Source organism: Methylobacterium sp. DB0501, from assembly GCF_011043735.1.
GTDB classification, from domain to species: domain Bacteria; phylum Pseudomonadota; class Alphaproteobacteria; order Rhizobiales; family Beijerinckiaceae; genus Methylobacterium; species Methylobacterium alsaeris.
Window position 1 is genome coordinate 44,281 of the sequence record NZ_JAAKGV010000012.1, and the last position, 13,210, is coordinate 57,490.

The window sequence follows — 13,210 nt, forward strand, 5'->3', positions numbered from 1 at the left end:
CACCCTCGTGCGGGATCGTCGATCCCCCGACCCCCTTCCATACGGGAGAGGGGAGTCGCGCCCCGTCTTGCGTCGGGCGGAGGAAGGGGACGCCGCCGTGACCGACGCCCTTACGCCGCCGGCGCCACCTTCGCCTCGCGCGACTGCGCCTCCCGCCCCGGCACCTCCCGCGGCTGGCCGTCGAGGAAGAGCCGGTAGGCGGCGTTGTCGGTCTCGTCGTGATGCTCGTAGCCGAGTTCGGCGAGCGCCGCGGCGAAGCGGGCCCGCTCGGCCTCCGGCACCTGGATGCCGGCGAGCACCCGGCCGTGATCGGCGCCGTGGTTGCGGTAGTGGAACAGCGAGATGTTCCAGGTCACGCCGAGGTTGTCGAGGAACTTGAGCAAGGCCCCCGGGCGCTCCGGGAACTCGAAGCGGAAGAGCCGCTCGTCGGCCAGGCCCGGCACCCGGCCGCCGACCATGTAGCGGACGTGGAGCTTCGCCATCTCGTTGTCGCTCAGGTCCACGAGCGGGTAGCCGAGGCGGCGCAGCTCGTCGATCAAGGCCTGCTTCTCGGACCGGCCGCCGGCAAGCTGGACGCCGACGAAGATCTGCGCCTCGGCGCCCGGCGCGTAGCGGTAGTTGAACTCGGTGATGGCGCGACGGCCGAGGGCCCGGATGAAGGCGCGGTAGCTGCCGGCCCGCTCCGGGATCGTGACGGCAAGGAGCGCCTCGCGGCGCTCGCCGAGTTCGGCCCGCTCGGCGATGTGGCGCAGCCGGTCGAAATTGAGGTTGGCGCCGCTGTTGACGGCGACGAGCGAGCCGGCACCGGTGACGCTGCCCCGCGCAGCGTATTCCTTGAGGCCGGCGAGCGCGAGCGCGCCCGACGGCTCGGACATGGCGCGGGTGTCGTCGAACACGTCCTTGACCGCGGCGCAGATCGCGTCGGTATCGACGGTGATGACTTCGTCGAGATGCTCGCGGCAGAGCCGGAAGGTCTCGGCCCCGGCCTGGCGCACGGCGACGCCGTCGGCGAACAGGCCGACCGAATCGAGCACCACCCGCTCGCCGGCCTCGATCGCCGCCTTCATGCTGGCGGCATCCGCCGGCTCGACGCCGATGACCTTGGTTTCGGGTCGCATGAACTTGATGAAGGTGGCCACCCCGGCGGCGAGGCCGCCGCCGCCGACCGGCACGAACACCGCCTCGATCGGGTCGCCGTGCTGGCGCAGGATCTCGAGCCCGATCGTGCCCTGGCCGGCGATCACGTCCGGATCGTCGTAGGGGTGGATGAAGGTGAGGCCCTGCTCGGCCTCCAGCGTCTTGGCGTGGGTATAGGCCTCGTCGAAGGCGTCGCCGTGCAGGACCACCTGGCCGCCGCGGGACTTCACGCCCTCGACCTTGATCGCCGGGGTGGTGCGCGGCATCACGATCACCGCCGGGATGTTGAGGCGGGCCGCCGCCAGGGCCACCCCTTGCGCGTGGTTGCCGGCCGAGGCGCAGATCACCCCGCGGGCGAGCGCGTCCGCCGGCAGCCCGGCCATCTTGTTGTAGGCGCCGCGCAGCTTGAACGAGAAGACCGGCTGCAGGTCCTCGCGCTTGAGCAGCACCGTGGCGCCGAGGCGCTGCGACAGGCGCGGCATCGGGTCCAGCGGGCTCTCGATGGCGACGTCGTAGACGCGGGCGCCCAGGATCTTCTTGATGTAGTCGTGCACGGCTTCGATCATGTCCGGAGGGCGAGGGGCGACTCGCCGGGGGTGTTGCGCCGGGATATCGGGTGTCCCATACCGCCTTCCCCATACCGGGTTTCCCTGGGGGATGCGAGCTTGACAGGTGCGAATCCGCCTCAGCGGGCCTCGCCGGCACCGCGAGAGATCCACTTCGCCACCAGCGGGCCGGTGATGATGACGACGAGGAGCCGCAGGGTCTGCACCGCCAGGACGAAGGACACGTCCGAGTGGGTCCCGACCGCGATGATCGCCACCGAATCGAGCCCGCCCGGGCTCGTCGCCAGGTAGGCGGTGAGGAGGTCGATCGGCAGCCAGAAGGTCAGGCCCCAGGCCCAGAGCCCGCACAGCCCGATCAGCCCGAAGGTCGCCACCAGCACGCCCGGCAGGGCGAACAGGGTCGCCCGCACGGTGGCGGGGGTGAAGCGCAGGCCCACCGTCCAGCCGATGCCGGCATAGGCCAGCGCCAGCAGCCAGGACGGCAGGGCCATGCCGGCGAGCCCGGTGGCGTGCAACGTCGCCCCGATGGCCAGCGGACCGATCAGCGCGCCGGCCGGGACGCGCAGGCGCAGGCCCAGCCACGCGCCGATGCCCGCGACCGCGAGCGTGCCGGCGACTGCGAGCGGGCCCGCCTCCATGTCGGAGCCGGGGGGAGCGGCGCCGGGATCGCCGGCGAGGAAGCGCGCGACCACCGAGGCGGTGAGCGCCACGCAGGCGACGCGGACATATTGCATGAAGGCGACGAGGCGCGGATCGGCCCCGAAATCCTCCGCCATCGCCACCATGGCGGAGGCGCCGCCGGGGGAGGAGCCCCAGGCCGCGGTGGTGCCGGGCAGGAGGCGGATGCGGGTCAGGATCCAGCCGGCCATCGCGGCGGCCACCACCGTGACGCCGACCACCGCCAGAATCAGGAACCCGTCCTCGATCAGCGTCGCGGCGATCGAGGCGTTGACCGCGTGGGCGACGAGGCAGCCGATCAGCGCCTGCGAGGCCTGGAAACCGAGCTTCGGCACCCGGATCGGCGCGCCGCGCACCCCGAACACGATCGCCGCGAGCATCGGCCCGAGCAGCAGGGCGGCCGGGAAGCCGGCAAGGTGGAACAGGCCGGCCAGCGCGCCCGAGGCCGCGACGAGCCCCGCCCACAAGGCCGCCGCGCGGGGGAGCGAGCGGTGGGGATCCGTCGAGGCGGGCTGCATGGCGTCCGGGGTGAGGGGTGGGAATGGCCGGGCCGCTATACGGCAATCGCGCCCGCGCCGCGACGGGAGCCGGTCTCCTCGGGCTGCCCGCGGGGCAGCGTTGCGTGCGGCGCATGCTGGCGGAAGAACGCCGCCAGCTCGGCCAGCCCGTCCGCCCGCGGGTCGCTGGCGCGCCAGGCGAGCGCGATGGTTCGGCTCGGCCCGTCCGGCGCGAAGCGGCGGCAGATGGTGAGCCCGGCAGGATCCGGGCCCGGCGGGGCGGCGAGCGCCGGCAGCAGGGTGTAGCCGGCACCCGCCGCCACCATCGAGCGCAGGGTCTCGAGGCTGGTCGCGTGGCGCCCGCTCGCCGGACCGGCGCCGCAGGCCGCCACCGCCTGGTCGCGCAGGCAGTTGCCCTCGTCGAGGAGGAGCAGGTCGGGACCGGCGAGGTCGCCGGGACGCGGCGGCTCGCCGCTGGCGAAGGCGTGCTCGGCCGGGCAGGCGAGCAGGAAGGGCTCGTCGAAGAGCGGCACGACCGTGAGCCCCGATTCGGGGATCGGCAGCGAGATCAAGGCCGCGTCGGTCCGCCCCTCGCGCAGGGCGTCGAGGATGTCGGCCGTGCGCCCCTCGCTCAAGGAGAGGGCGAGATGCGGGAAGGCCTGGCGCAGGCCGCGCAGGACCCGGGGGAACAGGTAGGGGCCGAGCGTCTGGATCGCCGCCAGGACGAGGCGGCCGCGCAGGCCCCGGCCGGCCCCCTCGCGGGCCAGCAGCAGCAGGGCCCGCGCCTCCGCCAGCACGGCGCGCGCCTGGCGCACCACCGCCTGGCCGCTCGGGGTGAGCAGCACCCGGCGGTTCGAGCGCTCGAACAGGGTGAGCCCCAGGGCTTCCTCCAGCTTGCGGACCTGGACGCTCAAGGTGGGCTGGCTCACGGCGCAGCGCTCGGCGGCACGGCCGAAATGGCCTTCTTCCGCGACCGCCACGACGTATTCGAGGTCCCGCAGGGACAGGCCGGAGACGTTCATAGGCTGCGCCTATCACGAGCTTCGCAACGATGCATTTGTTTTTGGGTCACGCCGCGGTCATACGCTGGACCCAGACCAGTTCCAGGGTGTTGGCCCGTCGGCTGACACCCCATGTGAGCGGTCCCTCGCGCGGTATCCCGTCACGGCACGCCGCGCCTGCACGCCAGAGGAGTTTCCATGAGCGACCAACGCCCGATCCTGACGACCCGCCAGGGCCATCCGGTCCGCGACAATCAGAGCATGCGCACGGTCGGGGAGCGGGGCCCGGCGACCCTCGAGAACTACCAGTTCATCGAGAAGATCACTCATTTCGACCGTGAGCGGATCCCCGAGCGCGTGGTGCACGCCCGCGGCGCCGGCGCCCACGGCTATTTCGAGGCCTATGGCACGATCGGCGACGAGCCGGCCTCCAAGTACACCCGCGCCCGCGTCCTCAACGAGACCGGCGTGAAGACGCCGATGTTCGTGCGCTTCTCGACCGTGGCCGGCGCCAAGGAGAGCCCCGAGACCGCCCGCGACCCGCGCGGCTTCGCGGTGAAGTTCAAGACCGTCGACGGCAACTGGGATCTCGTCGGCAACAACCTGAAGGTCTTCTTCATCCGGGACGCGATCAAGTTCCCGGACATGATCCACGCCTTCAAGCCCGACCCGGTGACCAACCGCCAGGAGGCCTGGCGCTTCTTCGACTTCGTGGCGGCGCACCCCGAGTCGATCCACATGGTGACCCACCTGAAGTCGCCGTGGGGCATCCCGGCCAACTATCGGGAGATGGAAGGCTCGGGCGTCAACACCTACAAGCTGGTCAACGACCAGGGCGTGGCGCATCTGTGCAAGTTCCACTGGATCCCGAAGCAGGGCGTCCGCAACCTGACCTCGGCCCAGGCGGCCGAGATCCAGGGGCGTGACGTCGGCCACGCGACCAAGGACCTGTACGACAACATCGCGGCCGGCAACTTCCCCGAGTGGGAATTCGCGGTCCAGATCATGCCGGACGGCCCGAACGACCACCTGTCGTTCGATCCGCTCGACGACACCAAGCTCTGGCCGGTGGACCAGTTCCCGCTTCTGCCCTGCGGCCGCATGGTCCTCGACCGCGTGCCGGACAACTTCTTCGCCGATGTCGAGCAATCGGCCTTCGGGACCGGCGTGCTCGTCGACGGGATCGACTTCTCGGACGACAAGATGCTCCAGGGGCGCACCCTGTCCTACTCGGATACCCAGCGCTACCGCGTCGGCCCGAACTACCTGCAGCTGCCGATCAACGCGCCGGCGCCGGGCGTGAAGACCGCCACCAACCAGCGCGACGGCCAGATGACGTTCTACGTCGACGGCGTCGGCGAGAACAAGCACATCAACTACGAGCCGAGCACCATCGGCCAGGGTCTGCGCGAGGCGCCGAAGCCCGCGAAGGAGTACCACCAGCCGGTCGAGGGCAAGCTCGGCCGCTACCAGGCCAGCCGCACCGAGGACGACTATACCCAGGCCGGCGTGCGCTACCGCTCCTTCGAGGAGTGGGAGCGTGAGGACCTGATCGCCAACCTCGTGGCCGACATGAAGGAATGCCCCGAGGCGATCCAGCTCCGGATGGTCTGGCACTTCTGGCACGCCGATGAGGATTACGGTCGCCGCGTCGCCGAGGGCGCCGGCATCGACCTCGAGAAGGCCAAGGCCCTGCCGCCGCTGCCGGGCCGCGCCGCCCCGCACAAGCGCCTGGCCGCCGAGACCTACACCGACGGCACCCAGGCCCATAAGGTCGCGGCCGAGTAAGGCTGTAGTCGCAACGGCTTGAGTGAGTGACGAGCCCCGCCCGGAGCGATCCGGGCGGGGTTTTTACGTGGGGGAAGGATGGCGGCGGAACCGTCGCGATGCGACCTTCGTTCGCGGTACGGTTGCGTGCCCGGATTCCCCGCATGACCGCCGTCGCCTTCGACACCCTGAAGCTCGCCCGCACGCTGCGGGACAAGGCGACGCTGTCGCAGGACCAGGCAGAGGGCTTCGCCGAGGCAATCTCCGAGGCCGTGCAGGGCGACCTCACGACCAGGGCCGACTTGAAGTCGTCCGAGGCGGCATTGCGGCCCGATATCAAGGCAGTCGAGAAGGGCCTGCGCGCCGACATCGCGGCGGTTGAGACCGGCCTGCGTGCTGACATTGCCGCGGTCGAGACGAACTTGCGCGCTGAGCTTGCGGCTTTTCGTGCCGACAACAATGTCTTCGCTCACGATTTGCGCGCGACTGAGGCGAACCTGCGCTTCGAATTGAAGGCACAGATCTCGGAGACGCGAGCCGAGGTCATCAAATGGATGGTCGGTGCGGTCGGCCTGCAGACCGTCGCCGTCGTTGGCGCGATGATCACCCTGGTTCGCATCCTGAAGCCCTGAACCGGCGTTATTCCGGGCGCTCTCACCCTTCAGGAGCCTCCGCCATGGACACCACTCCCGAACCCGGCACCGGCGTCACCATCGGCGGGATGCAGGTGCGCTACCTCGCCCGCAGCGACGCCACCGGCGACGCGATCGGTATCTACGCCGTCACCCTGGCGGCGCGCTCGCCCGGGGCCGGGCTGCACCGTCATGCCCGGCTCACCGAGGCGTTCGAGGTCCACGAGGGTGCGCTCACCCTGCGGCTCGGCGAGCGCGACGTGACGGCGGGGCCGGGCGATTTCGTGCTGGTGCGTCCCGGCGAGGCGCACGCCTTCGCCAATCGCGGCGACGCGCCCGTGCGCTTCACCCTGACCTTCACTCCGGCGCTGCACCGCGAGGGCTTCTTCGAGGGGCTGGCGGCTTTGGCGGCGGAGGACCGCCTGCGGGACGAGGGCGCCATGCGCGCCCTGATGGCGGCCTACGATCAGGAGCCGCTCGCCGGTTTCGCGGGCTGGAGCGAGATCGCCTGACCCGCCATGCTCGCCCGGTCACGAATCGGGAGGGCAGGGGACATGAGGCGGCGGATCGACGGCGGATCGAGCTTCGAGCGCGACTACGGCTATTCCCGCGCGGTGGTGCAGGGCGGCTTCGTGTTCGTCGCCGGGACCACCGGCTACGACTATGCCGCGATGACGATGCCCGACGGGGCCGGCGCCCAGGCCGAGGCGTGCTGGCGCACCATCGCGGGGGTGCTGGCGGAGGCGGGCTCGTCCCTGGAGCAGGTGGTGCGGGCGACCTACTACGTCACCGACCGGGCCGACGCCGAGGCGGTGCTGACGGTCTGCGGCCGGGTGCTGCGCGAGATCCGCCCCGCCGCGACCCTGGTGGTGGTCACAGGGCTGCTGCGGCCGGAGATGAAGGTCGAGATCGAGGTGACAGCGGCGCTCGCCGGGGCCTGAATGTACTCGCGTGCGATCGGTACCATGAGCCCGGATCGCCTTGGTCGCACGAAACGAGAAGGGCGCGCGGTCCTCGTTGAACCGCGCGCCCCACATCCCGACCAGACTTGCGTCGGCAGGCCAACGCTTCGTCCGCTTGGACGCCTATTTTGTTGCAGATTTTTGCCGCAAAACCGGTCACCAATTTTGCGAAATCTGCTTAGAGCGCCGAGTCCAACCCGGCGAGAGCCGTCAGCTGCACCCGGTCGTGCTGCCGCAGGTGTCGCACTTCAGGCACGTCCCGTTCCGCACCAGGGTGAAATTGGCGCATTCCGGGCAGGCCTCGCCGACATAGCCCTTCATGCGGGCCTCGGCGCGACGGTCCGAGACGCTGCGGCCGGCGGCCGCCGCATCGGGCTTCGCGAAGGGCAGTGCCTCCACCAGCGCCTCGACCTTGCCGGCAAGGCTCGGCTCGGTCTTGAGCGCCACCGCGCCCCGCACCGCGTGGACGGTGCCGCCGGCCGGCGCGGTCTGGCCCGTGCTCGGGGCGGCGACGCCGGCGGTGGTGCCGCCGGGGCCGCCATGGATCAGGGTCAGCCGGTCGCCGGAGCCGCGCAGCAGGCCGCGGGAGACGACGTTGTTCGCCGGCATCGAATCCGAGGCGCTGGGCTTTGCCGGGGTGACGCCGGTCGCCGCGTTACCGATCTCCGAGAGGTCGACATGGGCAAGGTCGTTGCGGCCGAGATAGGAGATCGCCAGCTCGCGGAACACGTAGTCGAGCACCGAGGTGGCGTTCTTGATCGCGTCGTTGCCCTGCACGAAGCCGGCCGGCTCGAAGCGGGTGAAGGTGAAGGCGTCGACGTACTCCTCCAGCGGCACGCCGTATTGCAGGCCGAGCGAGACCGAGATCGCGAAGTTGTTGATGAAGGCCCGGAGCGCCGAGCCCTCCTTGTTCATGTCGAGGAAGATCTCGCCGAGCCGCCCGTCGTCGTACTCGCCGGTGCGCAGGAAGATGGTGTGACCGCCGATCTTGGCCTTCTGGGTGTAGCCCTTGCGGCGGCTCGGCAGCTTCTCCTGGGAGCGCAGGCGCTCGACGCGCTCGACGATCCGCTCGACGATCTTCTCCGTCACCGCGACGGTCTTGGCGGCGGCCGGCAGCGCCTGCAGCGCCTCGAGCACATCCTCCTCGTCGTCGGCCTCGTCGCTGATGAGCGCGGCGTTGAGGGGCTGCGACAGCTTCGAGCCGTCGCGGTAGAGGGCGTTGGCTTTCAGCGCCAGGGTCCAGGACAGCCGGTAGGCGTTCTTGCAATCCTCGACCGTGGCGTCGTTCGGCATGTTGATGGTCTTGGAGATCGCCCCCGAAATGAAGGGCTGCGCCGCCGCCATCATGCGGATGTGGCTCTCGACCGAGAGGTAGCGCTTGCCGATCCGGCCGCACGGATTGGCGCAATCGAAGACCGGGTAATGCTCCACCTTGAGGTGCGGCGCGCCCTCGAGCGTCATCGCCCCGCAGACATGGACGTTGGCGGCCTCGATGTCCTTGCGGCTGAAGCCGAGGAAGGCCAGCAGGTCGAAGGACGGGTCGGCGAGCTTGTCGGCCGGCACCTTCAGGGTCTGGGTGAGGAAGTCCTCGCCCAGGTTCCAGCGGTTGAACACGAACTTGATGTCGAAGGCCGATTTCAGGCCCGCCTCCACCGCCGCGATCTTGTCGTCGGTGAAGCCCTTGGCCCGGAGCGAGCCGGGGTTGATCGCCGGCGCCTGGCCGAGCGAGCCGTGGCCGACGGCGTAGGCCTCGATCTCGGCGATCTCGGCCTCGCCGTAGCCCAGCGTCCGCAGGGCATCCGGCACCGCCCGGTTGATGATCTTGAAGTAGCCGCCGCCGGCGAGCTTCTTGAACTTCACCAGCGCGAAGTCGGGCTCGATGCCGGTGGTGTCGCAATCCATGACGAGGCCGATCGTGCCGGTCGGCGCGATGACGGTGGCCTGGGCATTGCGGTAGCCGTGCTCCTCGCCGAGCCGCAGCGCCCGGTCCCAGGCCGCCTTGGCGTGATCGACGAGCTCGCCCTGCGGGCAGCCGGCATGGTCGAGCGGGACCGGATTGGTGTTCAGGAACTCGTAGCCCGTCGCCTCGCCATGGGCGGCGCGACGATGGTTGCGGATCACCCGCAGCATCGCGTCGGCATTCTCCTCGTAGGCCGGGAACGGCCCGAGCTCGCGCGCCATCTCGGCCGAGGTGGCGTAGGACACACCCGTCATGATGGCGGTGAGCGCACCGGCGAGCGCCCGGCCCTCACGGGAATCGTATGACAGGCCCATGGTCATCAGGAGGCCGCCGATATTGGCGTAGCCGAGGCCGAGCGTGCGGTACTTGTAGGAGAGGTCGGCGATCTCGCGGCTCGGGAACTGCGCCATCAGCACCGAGATCTCCAGGACCACGGTCCAGAGCCGGCACAGGTGCTCGTAGCCCTCGACGTCGAAGCGCTTCGCGCCGCGGTCGTAGAGCGCCAGCAGGTTCGCCGAGGCGAGGTTGCAGGCGGTGTCGTCGAGGAACATGTACTCGGAGCACGGGTTCGAGGCCCGGATCCGCCCGCCGACCGGGCAGGTGTGCCAGTCGTTCATCGTGGTGTTGAAGTGCAGGCCCGGATCGGCCGAGGCCCAGGCGGCCTCCGCGATCTTTTCCCACAGCTCCGCCGCCTTGACGGTCTTGGTCGCCTTGCCGGTCGTGCGCTGGGTCAGGGTCCAGTCGGCATCGGCATCGACCGCCCGCAGGAAGTCGTCGGTGAGCGAGACTGAGTTGTTGGAGTTCTGGCCGGCGACCGTGAGGTAGGCTTCCGAATCCCAGTCGGTGTCGTAGATCGGGAACGAGATGTCGGTGTAGCCCTGGCGGGCATACTGGATCACCCGCTTGATCGCGGCATCCGGCACCATCGCCTTGCGGGCGGTCCTGACCTCGCGCTTGAGGGCGGGGTTCCGCTCGGGATCGAAGCAGGCGTCGCCGGCGGCCTCGCAGTTGACGCAGGCCTTCATCACCGCCTTGAGGTGCTTCGACACCACCTTGGAACCGGTGACGAGGGCGGCGACCTTCTGCTCCTCCTTGACCTTCCAGTCGATGAAGGCCTCGACGTCCGGGTGGTCGATGTCGACGATCACCATCTTGGCGGCGCGGCGCGTCGTGCCGCCCGACTTGATCGCGCCGGCCGCCCGGTCGCCGATCTTGAGGAAGCTCATCAGGCCCGAGGACTTGCCGCCGCCGGCCAGCCGCTCGTTCTCGCCGCGCAGGCGGGAGAAGTTCGAGCCGGTGCCCGAGCCGTACTTGAACAGGCGCGCCTCCCGCACCCACAGGTCCATGATGCCGCCCTCGTTGACGAGGTCGTCGGCGACGGACTGGATGAAGCAGGCGTGGGGCTGCGGGTGCTCGTAGGCCGTGGCCGACTGGGTCAGTTCGCCGGTCTTGTAGTCGACGTAGAAGTGGCCCTGCGCCGGGCCGTCGATGCCGTAGGCCCAGTGCAGGCCGGTGTTGAACCATTGCGGCGAGTTCGGCGCCACCATCTGGCGGGCGAGCATGGCGCGCAACTCGTCGTGGAACGCCGCCGCGTCGTCCTCGCTCGAGAAGTAGCCGCCCTTCCAGCCCCAGTAGGTCCAGCAGCCGGCGAGCCGATCGAAGACCTGCACGGCCGAGGTCTCGGAGCCGGTCCGCTCACCCTCGGGGAGCCCGGCCAGCGCCGCCTCGTCGGGAACCGAGCGCCACAGGAAGGACGGGACGCCGTTTTCCTCGACCTTCTTCAGAGCCTTCGGGACGCCGGCCTTGCGGAAGTACTTCTGGGCCAGCACGTCGCAGGCGACCTGGCTCCAGGTCTCCGGCACGTCGATGCCCTCGAGGCGGAACACCACCGAGCCGTCCGGATTGCGGATCTCGCTCACCGCCTTGCGAAACGGGATGCTGGCATAGGGCGATTGCCCCGCTGAGGTGATGCGACGCTCGAACCGCATGGGATACTCTCCGGTCACGAACAGCCGGGGACCGCCCGCATGGAAACGGGGTCCGCCGGTTACAGGGAATGGCGGGGCGCTGGAGGCTCGGCGACGGGCGCGACCCCGCTCGGGGATCGCCCGTCCTCTACCCTGGAAACTACCGACCCTGGCGGCCACACGTCAACAACTAGTGTCGACGGACTCCGTTCCTCCCTACATATAGTGTTAAGGGCCGAATTCCTGTGGATAGCGCCGGACCCGCGCCTAAGCCCGCGGAGGGTATGGGAGAATCGCCGCGGACCCTCTCGCCGCCCACAGCAAGCGGGGCGGTGGGCCACCGACTTGTTCACAGGCCGTTGACCGTTCGGGGGGCTGGAACCGGCCGCGGGCGGGCCCCGGGGCACGGATTTTCGCTGCGGCGCGGGACGCGCTGGACATCCGGGGGCCATCTCACCATAGTCCCGCGCGACGACGGGGGGGCTCCCTCCCATTCCCGGGGGCGTTAGCCCAGAGACGGTCGCGATGGCGCTGAAAGACACCCTGCTTCGGATCTTCACCTGGTGGAGCGGCTCGACCGTCAGCCTGGAATTCTACACCAAGCGCCGCGGCAGCTTCGTGGGCACGGACGAGCTCGGCAACCGCTACTACCGGGCGCAAGGCCCGCTGATCGACGCCTCGGTCGGCTCGGAGCGGCGCTGGGTCATCTATAACGGCTATGCCGACGCCTCGAAGGTGCCGCCCGGCTGGCGCGGCTGGCTGTGCCACGCCACCGACGTGGCGCCCTCCGAGGAGACTTACGTCCCGCGCGAGTGGCAGAAGCCGCACGAGGAGAACCTCACCGGCACGGTCGCGGCCTACCGGCCGCGCGGTTCGCAGCTCTCCTACGGCCAGCGGCCGGCGGCGACCGGCGATTACGTGCCGTGGGTCCCGGGCGAGTAAGCGTGCCGGGCGAGCCGCCCTTTTTCCACCATCCTCCGGGTGTCTATCGCGGGCCGTCCGAGGGGCGCCCGCGCGCCCGTGTGATTCGGGCACGAGAGGCCGGCCGAGATTCCGTCTTGGGCTTGGGCCGTCTCGCGAGCCAAGGGCCGTCTCGGAACGGCCGGGAGCGACTGGGTTTGAGCCGCATGACTGCACGCCGCGCCGCGGGCGCCTTCCTGCTCCTCGGCGGCGTCGTGCTGGGGCCGGTGCTCGCGCCGGCCCCGGCCCGGGCCGACAAGATCCGCAACCCGACCGCGGTCTTCGCCGGCCTCGACAAGATCACCGGCCGCACCGTCTCGTTCGAGGTGGCGGTGGACGAGACGGTGCAGTTCGGCGCGCTCCAGCTCACGCCGCGGGTCTGCTACACCCGGCCCCCGACCGAGAGCGCCAAGACCACGGCCTTCCTGGAGGTCGACGAGGTCACCCTCGAGAACAAGTACCGTCGGATCTTCACCGGCTGGATGTTCGCCTCGAGCCCGGGCCTGCACGCGATCGAGCACCCGATCTACGACGTGTGGCTGGTCGACTGCAAAGGCGGCACCGACCTCGTGGCCGAGCCGAAGGAGCAGGAGGATGCGCCGGTGGCCGCCGCCAAGCCCGAGGGCCGCAAGCGCCGCGAGCAGGCCCGCGGCGAGGAGGCGCCCCGCGCCCGCCAGGTGAACCGCCAGGGCCAGGTCGATGTCGAGCCGTTGCGCGGCACGCCGGTGCAGCCGCGCCAGTCGCCCTCGCGGCGCTTCTTCCCGACCAATGACGGCCCGATGCCGGCCGGCGCCGACCCGATGAACCCGAACCCGCGCTGAGGCGCGGGCGGGGCGAGGCGTGCCCGATCTTTCGCGGCCGGGCCGCTGGAACTCTTGCCGTCAAGGGCCAGTGTTTCCAGCAGCATGTGAAAAAAATTTGATTTTGTTTGTAGTTGACCGGAAATACAAATGCGGCTGACTGCGAATTGAGGGGATTTTTTATTTCCCGCGCCGATGCATCGTCGGAGGGGTATTTTTCAATTGCTATATCTGCGGTGGTTTGAAATTCGCCGACCGCCAATCCGAGATGCAGGTCAGATTG

Annotated in this window: 10 protein-coding genes; 6 read left to right on the plus strand and 4 right to left on the minus strand. The window is 70.0% G+C overall.

The genetic code is table 11. The features are described 5' to 3' along the window. Nucleotides 1–110: 110 nt before the first annotated feature. From ilvA to G4G93_RS18410, 3 genes are all read right to left on the minus strand, one after another. On the minus strand, nucleotides 111–1,691 hold the full coding sequence (ilvA, locus tag G4G93_RS18400; protein WP_165086164.1) for a threonine ammonia-lyase, biosynthetic: 1,581 nt from the start codon (nucleotides 1,689–1,691) through the stop codon (nucleotides 111–113). A 131-nt stretch (nucleotides 1,692–1,822) separates the two neighbouring features. After that, on the minus strand, nucleotides 1,823–2,899 hold the full coding sequence (locus G4G93_RS18405; RefSeq protein ID WP_165086165.1) for an AbrB family transcriptional regulator: 1,077 nt from the start codon (nucleotides 2,897–2,899) through the stop codon (nucleotides 1,823–1,825). A gap of 35 nt (nucleotides 2,900–2,934) precedes the next feature. After that, complete coding sequence (locus tag G4G93_RS18410) at nucleotides 2,935–3,900, minus strand: LysR substrate-binding domain-containing protein (RefSeq protein WP_165086167.1); 966 nt, start codon at nucleotides 3,898–3,900, stop codon at nucleotides 2,935–2,937. Nucleotides 3,901–4,077: 177 nt separating this feature from the next. Here G4G93_RS18410 and G4G93_RS18415 point away from each other — a divergent pair, with 177 nt between their 5' ends. From G4G93_RS18415 to G4G93_RS18430, 4 genes are all read left to right on the plus strand, one after another. Then, nucleotides 4,078–5,667, plus strand: coding sequence for a catalase (locus G4G93_RS18415; protein WP_165086168.1), 1,590 nt, complete (start codon nucleotides 4,078–4,080; stop codon nucleotides 5,665–5,667). 143 nt (nucleotides 5,668–5,810) lie between these two features. Next, nucleotides 5,811–6,278: a DUF1640 domain-containing protein gene (locus G4G93_RS18420; RefSeq protein ID WP_165086170.1), complete on the plus strand. Its 468-nt coding sequence runs from the start codon at nucleotides 5,811–5,813 to the stop codon at nucleotides 6,276–6,278. A gap of 44 nt (nucleotides 6,279–6,322) precedes the next feature. Continuing rightward, a complete protein-coding gene (locus G4G93_RS18425; RefSeq protein WP_165086171.1) occupies nucleotides 6,323–6,790 on the plus strand; it encodes a cupin domain-containing protein in 468 nt (155 codons plus the stop codon). A 42-nt stretch (nucleotides 6,791–6,832) separates the two neighbouring features. Further along, nucleotides 6,833–7,219 carry a RidA family protein gene (locus G4G93_RS18430; RefSeq protein ID WP_165086173.1) on the plus strand — a complete coding sequence of 129 codons (387 nt, stop codon included), beginning with the start codon at nucleotides 6,833–6,835 and terminating at the stop codon, nucleotides 7,217–7,219. A 231-nt stretch (nucleotides 7,220–7,450) separates the two neighbouring features. Here the strand turns inward: G4G93_RS18430 and G4G93_RS18435 are convergent, their stop codons facing one another. Beyond that, nucleotides 7,451–11,188: a vitamin B12-dependent ribonucleotide reductase gene (locus tag G4G93_RS18435; protein ID WP_165086175.1), complete on the minus strand. Its 3,738-nt coding sequence runs from the start codon at nucleotides 11,186–11,188 to the stop codon at nucleotides 7,451–7,453. Between the two features lie 504 nt (nucleotides 11,189–11,692). Here G4G93_RS18435 and G4G93_RS18440 point away from each other — a divergent pair. Together G4G93_RS18440 and G4G93_RS18445 are read left to right on the plus strand one after the other, a co-directional pair. Beyond that, nucleotides 11,693–12,109, plus strand: coding sequence for an NADH:ubiquinone oxidoreductase subunit NDUFA12 (locus G4G93_RS18440; RefSeq protein ID WP_139037688.1), 417 nt, complete (start codon nucleotides 11,693–11,695; stop codon nucleotides 12,107–12,109). Nucleotides 12,110–12,285: 176 nt separating this feature from the next. Further along, nucleotides 12,286–12,948 (plus strand): DUF2155 domain-containing protein, encoded by a 663-nt coding sequence (locus tag G4G93_RS18445; RefSeq protein WP_246736869.1) that lies wholly within the window; start codon nucleotides 12,286–12,288, stop codon nucleotides 12,946–12,948. Nucleotides 12,949–13,210: the final 262 nt, after the last annotated feature.

Bases quoted from the DNA above. Each gene is read 5' to 3' on its own strand.
- G4G93_RS18420 (WP_165086170.1), top strand. From the start codon at position 5,811: ATGACCGCCGTCGCCTTCGACACCCTGAAGCTCGCCCGCACGCTGCGG.
- G4G93_RS18440 (WP_139037688.1), top strand. From the start codon at position 11,693: ATGGCGCTGAAAGACACCCTGCTTCGGATCTTCACCTGGTGGAGCGGC.
- G4G93_RS18415 (WP_165086168.1), top strand. From the start codon at position 4,078: ATGAGCGACCAACGCCCGATCCTGACGACCCGCCAGGGCCATCCGGTC.
- G4G93_RS18410 (WP_165086167.1), bottom strand. From the start codon at position 3,900: ATGAACGTCTCCGGCCTGTCCCTGCGGGACCTCGAATACGTCGTGGCG.
- G4G93_RS18405 (WP_165086165.1), bottom strand. From the start codon at position 2,899: ATGCAGCCCGCCTCGACGGATCCCCACCGCTCGCTCCCCCGCGCGGCG.
- G4G93_RS18430 (WP_165086173.1), top strand. From the start codon at position 6,833: ATGAGGCGGCGGATCGACGGCGGATCGAGCTTCGAGCGCGACTACGGC.
- G4G93_RS18425 (WP_165086171.1), top strand. From the start codon at position 6,323: ATGGACACCACTCCCGAACCCGGCACCGGCGTCACCATCGGCGGGATG.
- G4G93_RS18435 (WP_165086175.1), bottom strand. From the start codon at position 11,188: ATGCGGTTCGAGCGTCGCATCACCTCAGCGGGGCAATCGCCCTATGCC.